We start from the raw sequence: 18,320 nt of genomic DNA, 5'->3' as shown, positions 1-18,320 counted from the left end.
GGAGCGACACACGAGGTTCGAACTCGTGACCTCAACCTTGGCAAGGTTGCGCTCTACCAACTGAGCTAGTGTCGCATCAACAACGTTTCCGCTGTTTAGGGCTGCGAATTATAAGAGCATTTTTTTGTGATGCAAGTCCTTCCTTCAAAAAAACTTTATTTTTTTACTGAACGACGAAAAAGCAATCAAAAGCGATATAAATTACAACAATTTGGATCGCAACTTTAACAGTTAAATCTTGAAAATAGTACCTCGATAGTACTTAAGTTCTGCGATGGACTCACGAATGTCGTCCAAGGCCAAATGTGTTCCCTGTTTTGTGAACCCATTTAGCACCTCAGGTTGCCAGCGACGTGCTAGTTCTTTAAGAGTACTAACGTCAACATATCGGTAATGGAAGAACTCTTCCAACTCAGGCATATGCTTGTATAAAAAGCGACGATCCTGCCCAATGCTGTTACCACATATTGGCGACGCCCCTTTTGGCACCCATTTTTCTAAAAATTCAATGGTTTGTGCGACTGCGTCTTGTTCTGAGATTTGACTGTTTCGAACGCGCTCCACCAAACCGCTTGCCGTATGCGTATTAGTACACCAGTCGTCCATTTTCGCCAGTTCTTCTTCCGGCTGATGAATCGCTAACACTGGACCTTCAGCCAAAATATTTAGTTCGCTATCCGTGACAATAGAAGCAATTTCGATGATTTTGTGCGTTTCAGGATCAAGCCCTGTCATCTCTAAATCAACCCAAATTAGGTTTTGATCGCTAAAGGACATGGTTACGCCGCCTATTTGTTTATCGATAAAAGAGGTACTATACCTCAAAATACGAGAAACACGATACTCATACACGGAGCCAAGAGTACGGCTCAACCATTTGAGTAAATTCACATAAAGTACAGAATTGTGGCAAAGAAGAAAAAGTTAACCAAAGGTCAGGTGCGACGCGTACGTAGCAACCAACAAAAGCGTTTGAAGAAGCAAGAAGATTCCATTCAGTGGGATGAAAACATGCTAGGCGCCAGCAAGCAAGGTCTCGTGATCACTCGTTTTGGTCAGCACGCGGACATTGAAGACCTTGAAACAGGCGAAATTCAACGCTGTAACCTCCGCCGTGGTATTGAGTCTCTAGTATCTGGCGATCGTGTTTTATGGCGCGAAGGATTGGAGTCTATGGCGGGCATCTCTGGTGTTGTTGAAGCGGTAGAACCTCGCTCTTCAGTGCTCACTCGTCCAGATTATTACGATGGCCTAAAACCCGTTGCAGCCAATATTGATCAAATGGTCATTGTCTCTTCGGTATTACCAGAGCTATCGCTAAATATTATTGACCGCTATCTCGTTGCATCAGAAACACTGAATATTGCGCCATTGTTGGTCTTAAATAAGGTCGACCTTCTAGAAGCCGATGACCGTGCAATGTATGAAGAATGGCTCAAAGAATATGAACGTATTGGCTATAAAGTGCTTCTGGTCAGCAAGAAGTCTGGAGAAGGCATTGCTGAACTAGAAACCCTGCTGCGTGATCGAATTAATATCTTTGTTGGTCAATCAGGCGTAGGGAAATCCAGCTTAGTCAACGCGTTAATGCCGGAACTAGAGAGCGAAGTGGAAGAAGGCGAAGTCTCTGAGAACTCTGGCTTGGGCCAACACACCACGACGGCTGCACGTTTATACCACATTCCAACGGGTGGCGATTTGATCGACTCACCTGGAGTACGTGAATTTGGTCTTTGGCATTTGGAAGCAGAAGAAGTAACAAAAGCATTCGTTGAATTTCGACCATATTTAGGCGGTTGCAAGTTCCGAGATTGTAAACACAATGATGACCCAGGCTGCCTTCTACGTGAAGCTGTCGAGAACGGGGAAATTAACGAAACTCGCTTTGAAAATTATCATCGTATTTTGGAAAGCATGGTTGAAAACAAAGCAAATCGTCAGTATTCACGTAATAAAAAAGCCGATCTGTAATTGAGTTAAGGCTGTAACTGTGTAAAAAGTCTTCACCTAATACTGACAAGCAAATTAAATTTCAGTAACATCACGCGCCCTAAAGCGCGAATCTAACAGAAGTATCGGAATTAAAGATGGACAAGTTTAAAGTTGGACTGCAGTACTGGATCCCACAACACGGCCTCACTCGCCTAATGGGTAAACTGGCTTCAGCAAAAGCTGGCGGTCTAACAACAGCAGTTATTCGTTGGTTTATCAAACAATACAATGTGAATATGGATGAGGCAAAGCACTCAGATCCTAAGCATTTTAAAACGTTCAACGAGTTTTTCGTTCGTGAGCTAAAAGAAGGCGCACGCCCAATTTCTGAAGGCGAAAACGTCATCACTCATCCAGCCGACGCTTGTGTTAGCCAGTTTGGCCCTATTGAAGATGGTCAACTTATCCAAGCAAAAGGTCATCACTTCTCAGCACAAGAATTGCTGGGCGGTGACGCGAATTTAGCTGACGAATTTAAAGATGGTTCTTTTGCGACATTGTACCTATCTCCGCGCGATTACCACCGTGTACACATGCCATGTGACGGCACTCTGCGCCAAATGATTTACGTACCAGGTGACCTGTTCTCAGTAAACCCTCTGACAGCAGAAAACGTACCAAACCTATTTGCACGTAACGAGCGTGTGGTGTGTATCTTCGATACTGAGTTTGGTCCAATGGCACAGGTGCTTGTTGGTGCGACAATTGTTGGTAGCATTGAGCAAGTATGGGCTGGCACGATCACTCCGCCTCGTGGAAACACTGTCTACAAATGGGATTACCCAGCAGAGGGTGACAAGGCCGTGATCTTGAAAAAAGGCGAAGAGATGGGCCGCTTCAAACTGGGTTCTACTGTTATTAACCTGTTTGCCAAAGACGCGATTGAGTTTGACGCAAGCATGGAAAACGGTAAGCCAACCGTTATGGGCACACCTTACGCCTTGAAAAAATAAGTAAAACAACGTTAAAGAGCCCTTTATTAAGGGCTCTTTTTATTGATAAAAAGCAAAACTCCGTTCGAAATTTAGCCTCTATTTCTCAAACTCATACCTGCCTCTAAGACCCTCATTCCACAATCAATTATCCTGCGCTTAGAATGAATATTTAGAGGGGCAGCCAATGCCAAAGATGAGTGTAAACACGTTGGCGAAATTGCTGGTGTGCTTTTTAATTCCGCTCGGTGTTTTGATGATGCCGATCGATGCTATTCCTATTGACGATCTCACTTTAATTCAGCATCGCCTGTTGGCTATTTTTCTTCTTGCTGCCCTACTTTGGGTTCTCGAGCCGGTTCCCGTTTTTGCTACGTCCATTCTTATTATCGCTCTTGAACTGATCATGATATCGGATAAAGGTTTGCATCTATTTCGCAATCCACCAGCGGGGCATGATTTAGGAGAGTTAATTGCTTACACCGATATTTTCTCGGCCTTCTCTTCACCGATCATTATTCTTTTTATGGGTGGTTTTGCTCTCGCGATTGCGGCTTCCAAATACGAGCTCGACAACAACCTCGCCCGAGTGCTATTAAAACCATTCGGCACACAACCTAAGTTCATAATGCTGGGCTTGATGTTAATTACCGCCGTTTTTTCAATGTTTATGTCCAATACTGCCACGACCGTGATGATGCTAGCCCTGCTTGGCCCCATCGTCGCTTCAGCACCTAAAGGGGATTTAGGCATTAAAGCACTGGTGTTGTGTATTCCAATTGCCGCGAATACAGGCGGCATTGCGACTCCGATAGGCACGCCACCTAATGCGATAGCGCTTCAATATCTCACTGGAGAAAACGCGATAGACTTCCTATCGTGGATGACAATGGGTCTACCCTTTGTGTTGGTACAACTCACTGTAGCTTGGTTCTTGTTGCAAAAGCTGTTTCCGTCTAGCGAACCAGAAATGAAACTAAAGCTAGATGGTACATTCAAAAGGAGCTGGCGTGCGATCGTCGTCTACATCACTTTTGCACTAACCATTGTGCTTTGGATGACAACGAAAGTGCATGGCATGAATACATACGTTGTCGCGATTATCCCACTAGCAGTGTTCACGTTAACGGGCATTATGGGAAAAGAAGAGCTCAAGCTGATTAACTGGGATGTTTTATGGCTGGTTGCCGGTGGTATAGCAATTGGTATTGCCTTAGACAAAACGGGCTTAGCCGAAGCATTAGCGCACGCCATTGATTACAGCCTGCTATCACCATTTGCCGTTGTTTTAGCCCTATCGGTAGTGTGTTGGTTAATGGCGAACTTTATGTCTAATACCGCAACAGCAAACTTATTGATGCCTATTGCTGCCGCTATTGGTACATCAATGCCAAGCCTTATTGCGGTTGGTGGCCTACAAGGTTTACTGGTTGTCGTCGCCTTCTCCGCATCACTTGGCATGATCTTACCGGTTTCCACACCACCAAACTCTTTGGCTTATTCAACAGGCCTCATCGAGAGCAAAGACATGACGAAAGTAGGCCTGATTCTCGGTTTGATTGGTCTACTTATCGTGTATGGCGCAGTTTTGGTACTGTTTTAATCGAAGAGCTCCATGAAAAAGCGTGTTGTCATGGAGCTGCTCTCCAGCTACTGCCCTTACAGAGCGGCTTTTACATCCCATAAATTTCGTGCATATTAAGACTCCTCTACTCTACAAGGACGTCGACACATCATGGGTTACGAATGGCTTGCTTTATGCGCCGCTTTTCTGTGGGCAGTTTCTAGCCTAATTTCGGTCATTCCTGCACAACACCTAGGCGCTTTTTCTTACAGCCGCTGGCGCATGGGCTGTACGGCCGTGATCTTATCAACAATGGCCTGGATAACTGGCGGCTGGTTAACGGTTTCTTGGGAACATGTAACGCCAATGATGGCCTCAGGACTGATTGGTATTTTTATTGGCGATACCGCTCTATTCGCGTGTTTGAATCGTATGGGGCCAAGACAAGCCGGGTTACTCTTCTCTTGCCACGCCGTGTTCTCTGCCATCTTGGGCTACTTCTTATTTAGCGAAGTCATGACCACAATAGAACTACTGGGCGCATCATTGGTATTTAGCGGCGTGGTGATGGCGATATTCTTTGGCCGAAGAGGTCAAGTGAATAACGTCTTGGAAGACATTAAAGGTAACATCTGGGTAGGTATTGGACTTGGCTTAACCGCAGCAATGTGCCAAGCATTGGGAGGCATTATCGCCAAGCCAGTAATGCAAACCAGTATTGACCCAGTTGCGGCTTCTGCTATTCGAATGATCAGTGCCTTTTTCGCCCACAGCATGTTGTTAGTTCTAGGGGTCAAAGTCGCTCGCTCGACGCAACACATTACTTGGCGCGTATTTGGTATTACTGCCCTTAATGGTTTCTTGGCGATGGCCGTCGGCATGACGCTAATCTTATACGCACTGCAAGAAGGAAATGTAGGTATGGTTGCACTTCTATCTTCAACCACGCCAATTATGTTGCTACCACTGCTCTGGATTTACACTAAACGCCGACCAAACCGATTTGCATGGTTGGGCGCAGCCCTAGCTGTGATTGGTGCTGGCATTTTGGTTCAGTAACCTTACAGACCAGCCCTTACTGCCAGATACAAAAAAGCCCGAGTTTAAACTCGGGCTTTTGTCATTCGGAGCCGTTAGTTAATTATTTAACTAGTACTTCACCCGTCATTTCTGCTGGGATTTCTAGACCAGCTAGAGAAAGCATGGTTGGTGCAAGGTCAGACAGTTTACCGCCTTCTTTGAATTCAACCGCTTTGTCACCTACATAGATTAGAGGTACTGGTAGGTTAGTATGAGCAGTGTGGATGCCGCCAGTTTCAGGGTCGATCATCATTTCTGCGTTACCGTGGTCCGCAGTGATCAATAGTTGACCGCCAACTTCTTTGATTGCTTCAACCACTTTACCCACACTTTCATCTAGAGCTTCGATTGCTTTCTCAGCCGCTTCATAAACGCCAGTGTGACCAACCATATCTGCGTTCGGGTAGTTACAGATGATGGTATCGAACTTACCAGACTTGATAGCCGCAACCATCTTATCTGTTAGTTCTGGAGAGCTCATTTCAGGCTGCATGTCGTACGTTGCAACTTTTGGTGAAGCAACCAATTGACGCTCTTCGCCTTCAAATTCGTTCTCAACACCACCGTTGAAGAAGAAAGTCACGTGTGCGTATTTCTCTGTTTCAGAGATACGTAGCTGAGTTTGACCTTGTTTAGATAGCCACTCACCGTAAGTGTTTTCTAGAGACGCAGGTGGGAATGCGATAGCTAGAGGGATATCAGCCGCGTATTGAGTCAGCATCACAAAGTTGATTGCTGGGAATACTGCACGCTCAAAGCCGTCAAACGCAGGAACGAATGCACGAGTGATTTGACGTGCACGGTCAGCACGGTAGTTCATGAAGATAACCGCATCACCATCTTGCATGATTGCGTCTTCTTGACCTTCCGCTTTGATAGCTGTTGCTTTAACGAATTCGTCGTTTTCTTCACGAGCGTAAGCCGCTTCTAGACCTGCAACTGCCGTTTCTGCTGTGAACTCAGCTTTAGCTTGAGTTAGAAGATCGTAAGCAACTTGGACGCGATCCCAGTTGTTGTCACGGTCCATTGCGTAGTAACGACCTACTAGAGAAGCAACGCGGCCTTTACCTAGTTTCGCAAATAGGTCTTGGAAACGTTGTAGTGAGTTTTCAGCACTACGTGGTGGTGTGTCACGGCCGTCTAGGAAGCAGTGTAGGTAGATTTTCTCTGCGCCACGCGCCGCTGCCATTTCAACTGCAGCGTAAATGTGGTCTTCGTGAGAGTGAACACCGCCTGGAGACATCAGGCCCATGATGTGTACTGCTTTTTCAGCTTTCACAGCAGAGTCGATTGCTTCAACTAGCGCAGGCGTTTGTTCGAACTCACCATCAGCAATTGATTTAGTGATACGAGTCAGGTCTTGGTATACAACGCGGCCTGCACCAATGTTAGTGTGACCAACTTCAGAGTTACCCATTTGACCATCAGGAAGGCCAACATCCATGCCTGAAGCAGAGATTAATGTGTGTGGGTTATTCGCAATCAGAGCATCCATTACTGGTGTTTTCGCATTCGCAATTGCGTTACTTGCTGTGTCTTCACGGTAACCGTAACCGTCAAGGATAACTAGAGCCAGTGGCTTCTTAGCTGACATAGTGATGACCTCATCAAATTTAAGTAACTTTTGGCGTAGGGCCTCGCTGCCCTATCTAACCTTGAAACAAAACTAGCGTAATTTTACTACACTTTTTAACCAAAACTGTAGGTTAAGATCAAATAATGTTTGCGATTTATTGTTGCTATCTTACAAGTTAAGCGAACAACGAGTCAGTGCCGACAATCGTGTTCCACAAGCATAGTCATTTCTAATACGCTTTGTACACCCCAGTCTAAGTTCGGTTTTCTTACGCTTCTCATTCTTATTTTTGCACTTGAAACAGCGCTAATTTAAAGCAACATCAAACAAGATGGGTTAATACCTATTGTTCTCTTTTCTCAGTAAAACAGAAGTCACTTAAACCGATAAGTCCAATAGGCAAAAGCAATCAAGCTACCAGAGCGAAATGTACGGATAGTAAGGGCATAAAGGGTTTATAGAGATCTCAATTATTCGTTAGAAAATTTTAACCCTCTCGCCTAAGAGCCGTAACCTCGCTATACTCCTGCTTTATTTTTCCGCCAACAGCGTAAGAGCTCAAGACATGCAAGAGTACATTGAATTTTTCCAACAGAACATGATTCTATCTTTGGTTTGGGTAGGTCTTCTTGTCGCCTTTATCATGAACATCGTGAAGTCAGCGACAGCCGCATACAAAGAAATCAACGTAAACCAACTGACTCATCTTATGAACCGTGAAAACGGCGTTGTAGTGGATATCCGTACCAAGGACGAGTTCAAAAAAGGTCATATCACCGACTCACTTCACATTTTACCGTCAGACATCAAAGCGGGTAACTTGGGTAGCCTTGAAAACCACAAATCAGACCCAATCATTGTGGTATGCAAGACAGGACAGACCGCTCAAGAAAGCGCAAACCTATTAGTAAAAGCTGGCTTCGAAAACGTGAGCCTACTAAAAAATGGTTTGATTGCGTGGAACGAAGCGAACCTGCCGTTAGTTCGCGGTAAAAAGTAGGAACGTGGCAAGAACGAAAGTTCGCGTTTAAACGCGCTTTTACCAAGCCTCGCGGACAAAAAACTGAGCAAATTGAAAGCAGTTGGAGCACTAAGTTGTGACGCTTTGCACGTAATACACGCTTCATCTAGTCAAGGTAGATTGGCTCAGTTAGTCTCAGGACATACCAGTTTTCTGAGCTTAGACGTTTCTAGGCTCAACAAATATTGATTTAAGGATTAAAAAATGGCTGAAGCAGCACCTCAAGACGCACAACAAAACTTCGCAATTCAACGCATCTTCCTAAAAGACGTTTCTTTTGAAGCGCCGAACTCTCCAGTAATTTTCCAGAAAGAGTGGAACCCAGACGTTAAACTAGACCTAGACACTCAAAGCCGTGAGCTTGGTGAAGGCGTTTACGAAGTTGTTCTACGTCTAACCGTTACTGTGAAGAACGAAGAAGAGACTGCGTTCCTATGTGAAGTTCAACAAGGTGGTATCTTCACTGCTGAACAAATGGAAGCTGGTCAACTTGCACATTGCCTAGGCGCATTCTGCCCGAACATCCTATTCCCATACGCTCGTGAAACTATCTCAAGCCTAGTCGTTAAAGGTACGTTCCCTCAACTGAACCTAGCGCCAGTAAACTTTGACGCGCTATTCATGAACTACCTACAACAGCAAGCTCAACAAGGCGAAGCTGAAGCGTAATTCACGTTTTATAAGTGACGAATAGCCACAGTGCTGACGTCACCGACTCAAATAAAATGCACAGAGCGTCTACCATCCGATGCAATGTGCATTTTTTATTTCTGACAAAAGTTCCTAGTTCCTAATCGCCAGAAGGCGTAAAATTTGACGATTAGGAACTAGATTCTACTAGTAGCAAGACAATTAGGCGGTAGCATGACACAAGCAAATACAAACAATGCTTACGGTAAAGACATCGCAATGACTGTGATTGGCGCAGGCTCATACGGCACCTCTTTGGCAATCTCACTCGCTCGTAACGGCGCGAACGTTGTCCTTTGGGGACACGAGCCAGAGCACATGGCTCGCCTAGAAGCAGACCGAGCTAACCATGCCTTCTTACCAGGTGTTGATTTCCCTGAAAGCTTGATCATTGAATCGGATTTAGAAAAAGCCGTTCAAGCAAGCCGAGATTTGTTGGTTGTGGTTCCAAGCCATGTCTTTGGCATCGTGCTAAACAGCTGTAAACCATTCTTGCGCGAAGACTCTCGCATCTGTTGGGCAACCAAAGGGCTTGAACCTGAAACGGGGCGCCTGCTGAAAGACGTCGCTTATGACATTATCGGTGAAAACTACTCACTAGCAGTATTGTCTGGCCCAACGTTTGCGAAAGAGCTCGCAATGGGTATGCCGACTGCAATCTCTGTTGCGTCTCCAGATTCTGAATTTGTTGCGGATCTACAAGAAAAAATCCACTGTAGCAAAACCTTCCGCGTATACGCCAATAGTGACTTTATTGGTATGCAATTGGGCGGCGCTGTGAAAAACGTTATTGCGATTGGTGCGGGTATGTCTGATGGTATCGGTTTTGGCGCCAATGCTCGTACCGCATTAATTACTCGTGGCTTAGCTGAAATGAGTCGCCTTGGTTCTGCGCTGGGTGCACAGCCAGAAACCTTTATGGGCATGGCGGGTTTAGGCGATCTTGTCCTGACATGTACCGATAACCAATCACGTAACCGACGCTTTGGCTTGGCATTAGGCCAAGGTAAAGACGTTGATACGGCTCAAGAAGAAATTGGTCAAGTGGTTGAAGGTTACCGCAATACAAAAGAAGTATGGCTACTTTCTCAACGTATGGGTGTTGAGATGCCGATAGTTGATCAAATTTATCAAGTATTGTATCAAGGAAAAGATGCGCGCTTAGCAGCGCAAGATTTACTTGCTCGTGACAAAAAAGCCGAAGGAAAGTAGCAATCTACCGCCCTTTGCAGCTCATCTGAGAAAAATTGAAGTTGTCGGGTCACGGAAGAACCACTCTGGATATTGAGAATGAAACACTGCGAAAAACAAAAAGTCTGGAACAAAATTGTCTCAGAAGCCCGTGAAATGTCAGAACAAGAGCCTATGCTGGCGAGCTTCTATCATGCCACCATTATCAAGCATGAAAGTTTGTGTGCCGCTCTGAGTTATATTCTGGCTAACAAATTGAACACCGCTTCCATGCCAGCGATGGCTGTGCGTGAAGTGGTTGAAGAAGCCTTTGCGGCTGATCCAACCATCACTGACGGTGCGGCTTGTGATATTTGTGCCACGGTCAATCGCGACCCTGCTGTTTCAATGTATTCAATGCCATTGCTGTACCTAAAAGGCTATCACGCACTGCAAGGCTACCGAGTAGCAAACTGGCTGTGGAAGCAAGGTCGTCACGCTCTTGCGACTTACCTACAAAATCAGATTTCGGTAGCATGTCAGGTCGATATTCACCCTGCAGCGCGCATTGGTAGTGGCATCATGCTCGACCATGCAACAGGCATCGTGATTGGTGAAACTGCCGTGGTCGAAAACGACGTGTCTATACTGCAAGATGTCACCCTTGGTGGTACTGGTAAAGAATGCGGTGATCGTCACCCGAAAATTCGCGAGGGTGTGATGATCGGAGCTGGTGCAAAGATTCTTGGCAATATCGAAGTCGGTGAAGGCGCGAAAATCGGATCTTGCTCTGTGGTATTGCAAGCCGTGCCTCCTCACACAACGGTGGCTGGCGTGCCTGCAAAAATCGTCGGACGTCCAAAAACGGACAAACCCTCTCTCGATATGGATCAAGGCTTTAACGGCAAGTCGCAAAGCTTTATCCATGGAGATGGTATTTAATCGTCAACAAACCTTTTTGACAACAACGTGGTAGGTAACTCTCAAGTGCGAAAACAAAATCACCCTGTTCTACGCTCGGCTATTTTATTAACTTGTGCTTTATCTGCCACTTATCCCATTACCTCCTCTGCTGTGAGTCAGCAAGAGCTCAAAGGCGTATCCAGTGAGATAAGCCGTCAGCGCAAATCGCTCTCTTCCCAAGAAAAGCAGCTCAATGAGTTACAGAAATCACTAAAAGATCAAGAGCTTGGTATTTCTAAGCTTGAGCGTGAAATACGACAAACCAAGTCTAACCTCGCACAAGCAGACAAAAACATAGAAAACTTGGAAGAGAAAATTGCCTTGCAAGAAGCACAGCGTCAAGAGCAAGAAGAAGAACTCAAACAGCTGCTGCAAACGTATTACGTAACCGAGCGAGCGAAGGCCAATGGTCACTTGTTAAATCAAGGTGTGGAAGAAGACCGCATGAGCCAATACTTCCAGCATTTAGCTAAAGCACGTGCTGAAGTGATTGATGCGATCACCAAAATAACCCAAGAATTAGCGCACAACAAAAACCAGCTCGAGCTAGAAAAAGAGCAAATCGAGACTCTGCTCAAGCAGCAATCCGAAAAACGTACAGCGCTAGCGAGTACACAATCCAAGCGTAAGCAAACCCTGAATAAAATTCAGAGCAGTATCAAGAATGACAAACGCTACTTAGCCGAGCTGCAACGCAACGAAACCCGTTTAAAAGCAGAGATCGCCAAAGCAGCGAAGCGTAATGCGGTGCCAATGGACGGACTCGGCAAACAGCGCGGTAAGTTGCCTTGGCCACTCAAAGGCAGTGTGTTACACAACTTTGGTACGCGACAAACTGGGCAGGTAAACTGGAAGGGTATGGTGTTGTCTGCCAACTATGGTCAACAAGTGAAAGCCGTTTATCCTGGCACTGTCGTATTTGCTGAGTATCTGCGCGGATACGGTTTAGTGGTACTGCTCGACCACGGCAAAGGTGACATGACCCTCTATGGTTACAACCAAGCCTTAACTAAAAAAGAAGGCGACCGAGTCACCGCCGGCGAAGTGATTGCTCTCGCGGGTGATACAGGTGGTCAAGACAGACCATCGCTGTACTTTGAAATTCGTCGTAATAGTGAAGCGCAGAATCCGAAATCTTGGTTAAAACGCTGATTATCTGACTCATAGACTTATAATAAAAAGGGAGCCACTCGGCTCCTTTTTTGTATTCATATTTTGGAAAATGCTATGCGTAGTAGGTTTCTACCGCATCAATAAAAGCATTCACATCATCTTTGCTTAACGCGTTGATTCCTGCCGCCGCCTCTCGCCCCCCACCTGTCGGGAACTGACCACACACGGCAACGGCACCTTGTTTATTGTTTAATGGGGCGCGGAGTGAAACCGTATAAGTACCATCTGCATTTTCAGTAAGTACCGCATGCGCAGAGTCAGGGGTTTGGTTTGCTAGCCAGTTGCCATAAACACCACTGATTCGGCGTGATGCCGCCGTGTTTGGTAACTCAAACAACTTCAGCTTACCACTCTCATGCATGGCAGGCACTGCGAGAGCCGCCTCCATGTCTTGTTGGTAAGCCGATTGCAATTGGTAGTATGGCGAGGCCGTATCTTCAATAGCTTCAAATGGTGACGTGTACTTCAGCAAAGCTCGGTACAGCTCCGCAGGGTGAAAGTGTAAATCTTCGACCTTCGATCCGTAGCCGTTGTAGTTAATTAAAGTACCCAGCTCTTTTAGCTGCTCTTTCTGTTGCTGCAACAAGCCCGCGTTATTCGCTAACTCATCGGCTTTAGCAATCATGTTATCGCCATAAGCCGCCGTAATCGCCCAGTCATGAAAACGCCCATCAAGCAACTTATCGACAATCAACGCCGTGCACATGCTGGCATCGAGATCGATGTGCGCATCCAAATTACCATGCTGAGGAATGTCGCCCGCTTTGTGATGATCGGCGTAAAAGACGTGCGCGCCTTGAGCCAAAGCTTGCTCTAGACCTGCCATGTTCTTTTCCATCGAAATGTCTAACACAGTCAGCTCATCACCCGCTTGCACGTCTACTTTTTCCACCAGCTTGATGTCGCGCTTTACACCGGTTATTAACTGGGCATCGACAGGATCAGCCAAACGCAATTGTAGAAGAGCAATGATGCCATCAGCATCACCATTAAAAATGTCGTAATTCATGGGGCGATAGTTCCTTTATCGAGAATCTTATCCCTGCAAGGGTTTTTAGCGTATGGGACTATTGTGCGTGGCATATTTGACAAGTCAACTCGAGCCACGACTCGAAAATGAGAGTGACTCTCGAAATATTAAGCAGTTTGACGTTTAACTGTGTAGATTGCTAACCGCATCTTCTAATAACAGTAGCTGCTCTAAGCCCTGCTCAGTTGCTAATGGCTTAACGACATTAAGCATCTGCAACATCCCTTGCTTCACCATTTGCTCGGTAATGTTGGTTTTTGAAGCCATCGCGGATTGATATGCCAACCAACTACACGCAATCAAGTGCAATGTACATACCAATGACTTCAACTGTTGTTGATCGACATTCAACAGCTTCATCGTTACGAACTCTTGCATAATAGCAATGAGGTTCGCTTGCAGCTTCTCTTGCACATCGATGTACTGCTCGTGTAACTGTTCATCTCGTGACAAGATTTCTGGTAGGTTTGCGTAGAAAAAGCGGTATTTCCACATCAAGGTAAAAATAGAGTCTAGGTAGCTCTTCAGCATAGTCAGGCTCTCTTGCGAACCTTGAATAGGGGTAAATCTTTCTAAAAGTTCTGCTGAATAAAGCGCAAAGATCTCACGAACGATTTCTTGCTTATTGCGGAAGTGGTAATACAGATTACCAGGGCTAATTTCGATGTGATCGGCAATGTGATTGGTGGTGATGTTGCGCTCACCATGTTGGTTGAACAACTCCAGTGCCGCGTAGACGATTTTGTCGCGCGTTTTCATTGTTATCGTGTTCCCTCTTCATTAACGAATCGAGTATAGCGACTTCACCAACCTAGGTCGATAGAGGCTCCAAATACGGTAACATAACAGACCAGTTAAGATACCAGTTGAGTTGGCGACAAGGTCTAACCAAGAAGTTTGTCGCCCTACATACCCTTGCAACCACTCAATAACGGCGCTGAATAGCAAAATACTAATCGCCACCGCCCAACGTTGACGCCAACGCCACACACAAAAACAACCTAAAAACGCAAAGCCGCTGTACGCCATAGCGTGCTGCATTTTGTCGAGATACACGATATTGCCCCAGTCTTGCAGTTCACCTGAACTCAGAGATAAAAAAGCGATCAATATGGCGTAGCTAAAGATGACGAAACGTGCAGCCGTCAGGTTCATTGGACGTCCTTATGCAATTGGAAATGGAAAGGCCGTCACTTGATCAATGTGGTCACAGCCTAGCGCCAGCATGATCAAACGATCGATACCCAACGCGACCCCTGCACAATCTGGCAACCCTGCTTCCAGTGCAGAGATCAGATGATAATCGATCGGCTGTGGTTTTAAACCCATTTCGATACGCTTTGCGTTATCTTGTTCAAAGCGCGCTAATTGCTCTTTCGGGTTATCCAGTTCATGAAATCCGTTCGCCAGCTCTATCCCCTTAAGGTACACTTCAAAACGATCCGCGACGCGATGATCTTGAGGATTGATTTTCGCAAGCGCCGCCTGTGATGCAGGGAAGTCGTACACAAAAGCCGGCACGTCCTGACCAATTTTGTTTTCTACTCCCACGCTAAATAGTAGTTGCAGCAGCGTATCGCGATCTTCTTCAGGCTCAGCAATGTCACTCAAACCCAGCTTGCTTGCCGCCGCTTTCAGCTCAGTCATCGAGCCTTCCAGTGGACACACACCCAACACATCAATGAAGGCTTGCTGATACGTCATGCGCTGCGCTGCGCCACACTTCAATACCAGCTGCAACAGGTCATCCATTTCATCCATCAATTTATGATGGTCAAAGCCAACGCGATACCACTCCAACATCGTGAATTCAGGGTTGTGGTAGCGACCATTCTCTTCATTACGAAATGCTTTGTTGATTTGATAAATACAACCGCTGCCCGCAGCCAAAAGGCGCTTCATATGGAATTCTGGGCTGGTCATAAAAAACAGCTTACTGCCATCGGCATAGCCTGGGCCAACAAACTCGGTTTGGAAAGTATGCAAATGAATGTCAGTCACGGTTGCGTGACTCATGGCTGGCGTATCGACTTCCATCACCTGTCGGTCAGCGAAGAATTGGCGAATCGACGCGATTAACGTCGCACGTTGACGAAGTTGGTCAATGGAAGCAGTAGGTTGCCAGTTGGTTTGCATAACAAATCTCTCAAACTTTAATTCAGCGAGGAAAGTCTCATTCTACATGCTTTTTACTCTTCAAGAAGAGAGGAATATCCCTTCTTCTTTTTACTAATGAGCTCGCCAATTTGAGGCAAGCATTACTCGTGCCGCAGAACAAAAAACACTCAGTTAAAATCCTATTATCCATGCGGTTAATGTCACGCAACACAGGCTTAACATCCCTAATGTTAATGCTTGAGGGCCAAAACCTCGATGCCGTGATAGCAGTCACATAACCTATAAATTCTATGCCCTTAAGTGCATTACCGAAGCAAAAACCCAATTACATCAATTTTTCTGCCATGTGGCTCATCTACACTAACCCTACTACTTTTGGGGAGTTCTTTTTAAGGAGCGCCTCGTAATGACAATAACAAGCGGATTTCCGCAATCACACACTGGAGGATAACTGTGCAAATTATCACCACAGATATCGCAGTCATCGGCGCAGGCGGCGCTGGTCTTCGTACTGCTATTGCAGCGGCTGAAGCAAACCCAGACTTAGAAGTCGCTCTGATTTCTAAAGTTTATCCAATGCGCTCCCACACGGTCGCTGCAGAGGGTGGCTCAGCAGCAGTTATCAAGGATGAAGATAGCTTAGACAACCACTTCAACGACACTGTTGGCGGTGGTGACTGGCTATGTGAACAGGATGTTGTTGAATACTTTGTAGAGAACGCGACTCGCGAAATGATCCAAATGGAGCAATGGGGTTGCCCATGGAGTCGTAAAGAGAACGGTGAAGTCAACGTACGCCGCTTTGGTGGTATGAAGGTTGAACGTACTTGGTTCGCTGCAGACAAAACTGGCTTCCACATGCTTCATACGCTATTCCAGACATCAATGAAGTACAGCAACATCAAACGTTTTGATGAGTACTTTGTGGTGGATCTGCTTGTTGATGAAGGCGAAGTTCAAGGTCTGATTGCTATTCACATGTCTGAAGGCGAGCTTGTTACTATCAAAGCAAAATCGGTTGTTCTAGCAACAGGTGGCGCGGGCCGTGTTTACCACTGTAACACCAACGGTGGTATCGTAACGGGCGATGGTATGGCAATGGCTTACCGTCACGGCGTTCCTCTACGTGATATGGAATTCGTTCAATACCACCCAACCGGTCTTCCAGGCACAGGTATCCTGATGACGGAAGGTTGTCGTGGTGAAGGCGGTATCATCGTTAACAAGAACGGCTATCGTTACCTACAAGATTACGGCATGGGCCCTGAAACTCCAGTTGGCCAACCGAAGAACAAATACATGGAACTGGGTCCTCGTGACAAAGTTTCTCAAGCTTTCTGGCACGAACAACAGAAAGGCAACACCATCAAACACCCACTGGGTGACGTGGTGCACCTAGACCTTCGCCATCTTGGTGAAGAGTACCTACAAGAGCGTCTACCGTTCATCTGTGAGCTAGCAAAAGCTTACGTAAACGTGGACCCTGCAAAAGAGCCAATTCCAATTCGTCCAACCGTTCACTACACCATGGGTGGTATTGAAACGGACGGCGGTTGTGAAACTCGCATTAAAGGCCTATTCGCGGTGGGTGAATGTGCGTCTGTTGGTCTTCACGGTGCAAACCGTCTAGGTTCTAACTCACTGGCTGAGTTCGTGGTATTTGGCCGCGTAGCGGGTGAAAATGCAGTGAAACGCGCAGCAGAATTCAAAGGTTGGAACGACGCGGCAATTGACGCGCAAGTCAAAGCCGTTGAAGAGCGCATCGCGAAACTGATGAACCAAGAAGGCGACGAAAACTGGGCAGAAATCCGCACAGAAATGGGCCACACCATGGAAGCTGGCTGTGGTATCTACCGCCAAGAAGATTTGATGCAAGCGACTATCGACAAAATCACTGAGTTGAAAGAACGCTACAAACGCATCAGCATCAAAGACAAAGGTAAAGTGTTCAACACAGACCTTCTATACGCAATCGAAGTGGGTTACGGCCTAGAAGTCGCAGAAGCGATGGTTCACTCTGCGATTCTACGTAAAGAATCGCGCGGCGCGCACCAGCGTCTAGACGACGGTTGTACAGAACGTGATGACGTGAACTTCCTAAAACACTCACTTGCTTTCTACAAGCCAGAGTCAGCACCAAGTATCGATTACAGCAATGTGACCATCACTAAGTCACAACCAAAAGCTCGTCTATACGGTGAAGCAGCAGAAAAAGCAGCGGCTGAAGAGAAGAACGCAGAGGAGCAAGCATAATGTCAGCAAATCGCATTCAAAAAGTAGACATCCTGCGTTACGACCCAGAAAAAGATGCAGAACCATACAAGCAAACATTCGAAGTCCCATTCGATGAAACCATGTCTGTACTTGACGCACTTGGTTACATCAAAGACCACCTAGACAAAGATCTGTCTTACCGTTGGTCTTGCCGTATGGCGATCTGTGGTTCTTGCGGCATCATGGTGAACAACGTACCGAAACTTGCTTGTAAGAGCTTCCTACGTGACTACCCAGACGGTGTGACTATCGAGCCTCTAGCGAACTTCCCAATCGAGAAAGACTTGATTGTTGATATGACGCCATTCATCGAGCGCCTAGAAGCAATCAAACCATACATCATTGGTAACGATCGTAAACCAGAAGACGGTACGAACTTGCAGACGCCAGAACAGATGGCGAAATACAAGCAGTTCGCTGGCTGTATCAACTGTGGTCTGTGCTATGCCGCATGTCCTCAGTTTGGTCTTAACCCAGAGTTCATCGGTCCTGCTGCACTAACGCTAGCCCACCGCTACAACCTAGACAGCCGTGACAACGGTAAAGATGAGCGCATGAAGCTTATCAACGGTGAAAACGGTGCTTGGGGTTGTACGTTTGTTGGTTACTGTTCTGAAGTTTGTCCGAAGAACGTTGACCCAGCAGCGGCAGTAAACCAAGGCAAAGTGGAGTCTTCTATGGACTTCGTGATTGCTATGTTGAAACCTGATGGTTCACCAAAGAAAGTGGAGGCATAA

The 18,320-nt window shown here is 46.2% G+C and carries 17 protein-coding genes and 1 tRNA gene; 11 read left to right on the top strand and 7 right to left on the bottom strand.

Annotation, left to right across the window (positions count from 1 at the left end; translation table 11 throughout):
- Positions 1 to 2 precede the first annotated feature (2 nt).
- Positions 3 to 75 (bottom strand) — tRNA-Gly (locus R7Q46_RS21125).
- 156 nt (positions 76 to 231) lie between these two features.
- Positions 232 to 777, bottom strand: a complete 546-nt coding sequence (gene orn, locus R7Q46_RS21120; protein WP_017635574.1) for an oligoribonuclease — start codon at positions 775 to 777, stop codon at positions 232 to 234.
- A 129-nt stretch (positions 778 to 906) separates the two neighbouring features.
- Between orn and rsgA the strand changes: the two genes are divergently transcribed.
- The 4 genes from rsgA to R7Q46_RS21100 all read left to right on the top strand — a co-directional run bounded on the left by rsgA (position 907) and on the right by R7Q46_RS21100 (position 5,547).
- Positions 907 to 1,971, top strand: coding sequence for a small ribosomal subunit biogenesis GTPase RsgA (gene rsgA, locus R7Q46_RS21115; protein ID WP_005386419.1), 1,065 nt, complete (start codon positions 907 to 909; stop codon positions 1,969 to 1,971).
- A gap of 116 nt (positions 1,972 to 2,087) precedes the next feature.
- Positions 2,088 to 2,945, top strand: coding sequence for an archaetidylserine decarboxylase (gene asd / locus R7Q46_RS21110; RefSeq protein ID WP_005381465.1), 858 nt, complete (start codon positions 2,088 to 2,090; stop codon positions 2,943 to 2,945).
- Between the two features lie 166 nt (positions 2,946 to 3,111).
- Entirely contained in the window at positions 3,112 to 4,527 is a 1,416-nt protein-coding gene (locus R7Q46_RS21105; RefSeq protein WP_318077773.1) for an SLC13 family permease, read from the top strand.
- Positions 4,528 to 4,659: 132 nt separating this feature from the next.
- A complete protein-coding gene (locus R7Q46_RS21100) occupies positions 4,660 to 5,547 on the top strand; it encodes a DMT family transporter (protein WP_005381469.1) in 888 nt (295 codons plus the stop codon).
- An 82-nt stretch (positions 5,548 to 5,629) separates the two neighbouring features.
- Here the strand turns inward: R7Q46_RS21100 and gpmM are convergent, their stop codons facing one another.
- The gene (gene gpmM / locus R7Q46_RS21095) at positions 5,630 to 7,162 is read right to left on the bottom strand and encodes a 2,3-bisphosphoglycerate-independent phosphoglycerate mutase (protein WP_005381471.1); all 1,533 of its coding nucleotides are present in this window, start codon (positions 7,160 to 7,162) and stop codon (positions 5,630 to 5,632) included.
- Positions 7,163 to 7,709: 547 nt separating this feature from the next.
- On the opposite strand from gpmM, the gene R7Q46_RS21090 reads away from it, so the two are divergent.
- The 5 genes from R7Q46_RS21090 (at position 7,710) to R7Q46_RS21070 (ending at position 12,140) form a co-directional block, all read left to right on the top strand.
- Positions 7,710 to 8,144: a rhodanese-like domain-containing protein gene (locus tag R7Q46_RS21090; protein WP_005386415.1), complete on the top strand. Its 435-nt coding sequence runs from the start codon at positions 7,710 to 7,712 to the stop codon at positions 8,142 to 8,144.
- Between the two features lie 225 nt (positions 8,145 to 8,369).
- Positions 8,370 to 8,834 carry a protein-export chaperone SecB gene (gene secB / locus R7Q46_RS21085; protein ID WP_005386410.1) on the top strand — a complete coding sequence of 155 codons (465 nt, stop codon included), beginning with the start codon at positions 8,370 to 8,372 and terminating at the stop codon, positions 8,832 to 8,834.
- A gap of 195 nt (positions 8,835 to 9,029) precedes the next feature.
- On the top strand, positions 9,030 to 10,067 hold the full coding sequence (gene gpsA / locus R7Q46_RS21080) for an NAD(P)H-dependent glycerol-3-phosphate dehydrogenase (RefSeq protein ID WP_054577183.1): 1,038 nt from the start codon (positions 9,030 to 9,032) through the stop codon (positions 10,065 to 10,067).
- A gap of 78 nt (positions 10,068 to 10,145) precedes the next feature.
- Positions 10,146 to 10,967: a serine O-acetyltransferase gene (gene cysE, locus R7Q46_RS21075; RefSeq protein ID WP_005381475.1), complete on the top strand. Its 822-nt coding sequence runs from the start codon at positions 10,146 to 10,148 to the stop codon at positions 10,965 to 10,967.
- 27 nt (positions 10,968 to 10,994) lie between these two features.
- The gene (locus tag R7Q46_RS21070; RefSeq protein ID WP_005381476.1) at positions 10,995 to 12,140 is read left to right on the top strand and encodes a murein hydrolase activator EnvC family protein; all 1,146 of its coding nucleotides are present in this window, start codon (positions 10,995 to 10,997) and stop codon (positions 12,138 to 12,140) included.
- 73 nt (positions 12,141 to 12,213) lie between these two features.
- Here the strand turns inward: R7Q46_RS21070 and R7Q46_RS21065 are convergent, their stop codons facing one another.
- The 4 genes from R7Q46_RS21065 to epmA form a co-directional block, all read right to left on the bottom strand.
- Positions 12,214 to 13,170 (bottom strand): DHH family phosphoesterase, encoded by a 957-nt coding sequence (locus tag R7Q46_RS21065; protein WP_318077772.1) that lies wholly within the window; start codon positions 13,168 to 13,170, stop codon positions 12,214 to 12,216.
- Between the two features lie 144 nt (positions 13,171 to 13,314).
- Positions 13,315 to 13,950 carry a TetR/AcrR family transcriptional regulator gene (locus R7Q46_RS21060; protein ID WP_005381480.1) on the bottom strand — a complete coding sequence of 212 codons (636 nt, stop codon included), beginning with the start codon at positions 13,948 to 13,950 and terminating at the stop codon, positions 13,315 to 13,317.
- Between the two features lie 21 nt (positions 13,951 to 13,971).
- Positions 13,972 to 14,346, bottom strand: a complete 375-nt coding sequence (locus R7Q46_RS21055) for a VanZ family protein (RefSeq protein WP_238842827.1) — start codon at positions 14,344 to 14,346, stop codon at positions 13,972 to 13,974.
- 9 nt (positions 14,347 to 14,355) lie between these two features.
- Positions 14,356 to 15,327, bottom strand: coding sequence for an elongation factor P--(R)-beta-lysine ligase (gene epmA / locus R7Q46_RS21050; protein WP_318077771.1), 972 nt, complete (start codon positions 15,325 to 15,327; stop codon positions 14,356 to 14,358).
- Positions 15,328 to 15,762: 435 nt separating this feature from the next.
- Between epmA and frdA the strand changes: the two genes are divergently transcribed.
- Together frdA and R7Q46_RS21040 are read left to right on the top strand one after the other, a co-directional pair.
- On the top strand, positions 15,763 to 17,562 hold the full coding sequence (gene frdA / locus R7Q46_RS21045) for a fumarate reductase (quinol) flavoprotein subunit (RefSeq protein ID WP_005381487.1): 1,800 nt from the start codon (positions 15,763 to 15,765) through the stop codon (positions 17,560 to 17,562).
- Entirely contained in the window at positions 17,562 to 18,320 is a 759-nt protein-coding gene (locus R7Q46_RS21040) for a succinate dehydrogenase/fumarate reductase iron-sulfur subunit (protein ID WP_005381489.1), read from the top strand. The genes frdA and R7Q46_RS21040 overlap by 1 nt, the downstream gene beginning before the upstream one ends.

This window comes from Vibrio sp. 811 (genome assembly GCF_033339195.1).
Note: the sequence above shows the minus strand (reverse complement) of the source record. Positions and strands in the feature narration are given on the sequence as shown.

What these genes read in the sequence shown, in the direction of transcription:
- R7Q46_RS21040 (WP_005381489.1), top strand. Translation starts at nt 17,562, where the DNA reads ATGTCAGCAAATCGCATTCAAAAAGTAGACATCCTGCGTTACGACCCA.
- R7Q46_RS21105 (WP_318077773.1), top strand. Translation starts at nt 3,112, where the DNA reads ATGCCAAAGATGAGTGTAAACACGTTGGCGAAATTGCTGGTGTGCTTT.
- asd (WP_005381465.1), top strand. Translation starts at nt 2,088, where the DNA reads ATGGACAAGTTTAAAGTTGGACTGCAGTACTGGATCCCACAACACGGC.
- R7Q46_RS21055 (WP_238842827.1), bottom strand. Translation starts at nt 14,346, where the DNA reads ATGAACCTGACGGCTGCACGTTTCGTCATCTTTAGCTACGCCATATTG.
- R7Q46_RS21090 (WP_005386415.1), top strand. Translation starts at nt 7,710, where the DNA reads ATGCAAGAGTACATTGAATTTTTCCAACAGAACATGATTCTATCTTTG.
- secB (WP_005386410.1), top strand. Translation starts at nt 8,370, where the DNA reads ATGGCTGAAGCAGCACCTCAAGACGCACAACAAAACTTCGCAATTCAA.
- R7Q46_RS21065 (WP_318077772.1), bottom strand. Translation starts at nt 13,170, where the DNA reads ATGAATTACGACATTTTTAATGGTGATGCTGATGGCATCATTGCTCTT.
- gpsA (WP_054577183.1), top strand. Translation starts at nt 9,030, where the DNA reads ATGACACAAGCAAATACAAACAATGCTTACGGTAAAGACATCGCAATG.
- cysE (WP_005381475.1), top strand. Translation starts at nt 10,146, where the DNA reads ATGAAACACTGCGAAAAACAAAAAGTCTGGAACAAAATTGTCTCAGAA.
- R7Q46_RS21060 (WP_005381480.1), bottom strand. Translation starts at nt 13,950, where the DNA reads ATGAAAACGCGCGACAAAATCGTCTACGCGGCACTGGAGTTGTTCAAC.
- orn (WP_017635574.1), bottom strand. Translation starts at nt 777, where the DNA reads ATGTCCTTTAGCGATCAAAACCTAATTTGGGTTGATTTAGAGATGACA.
- epmA (WP_318077771.1), bottom strand. Translation starts at nt 15,327, where the DNA reads ATGCAAACCAACTGGCAACCTACTGCTTCCATTGACCAACTTCGTCAA.
- R7Q46_RS21100 (WP_005381469.1), top strand. Translation starts at nt 4,660, where the DNA reads ATGGGTTACGAATGGCTTGCTTTATGCGCCGCTTTTCTGTGGGCAGTT.
- gpmM (WP_005381471.1), bottom strand. Translation starts at nt 7,162, where the DNA reads ATGTCAGCTAAGAAGCCACTGGCTCTAGTTATCCTTGACGGTTACGGT.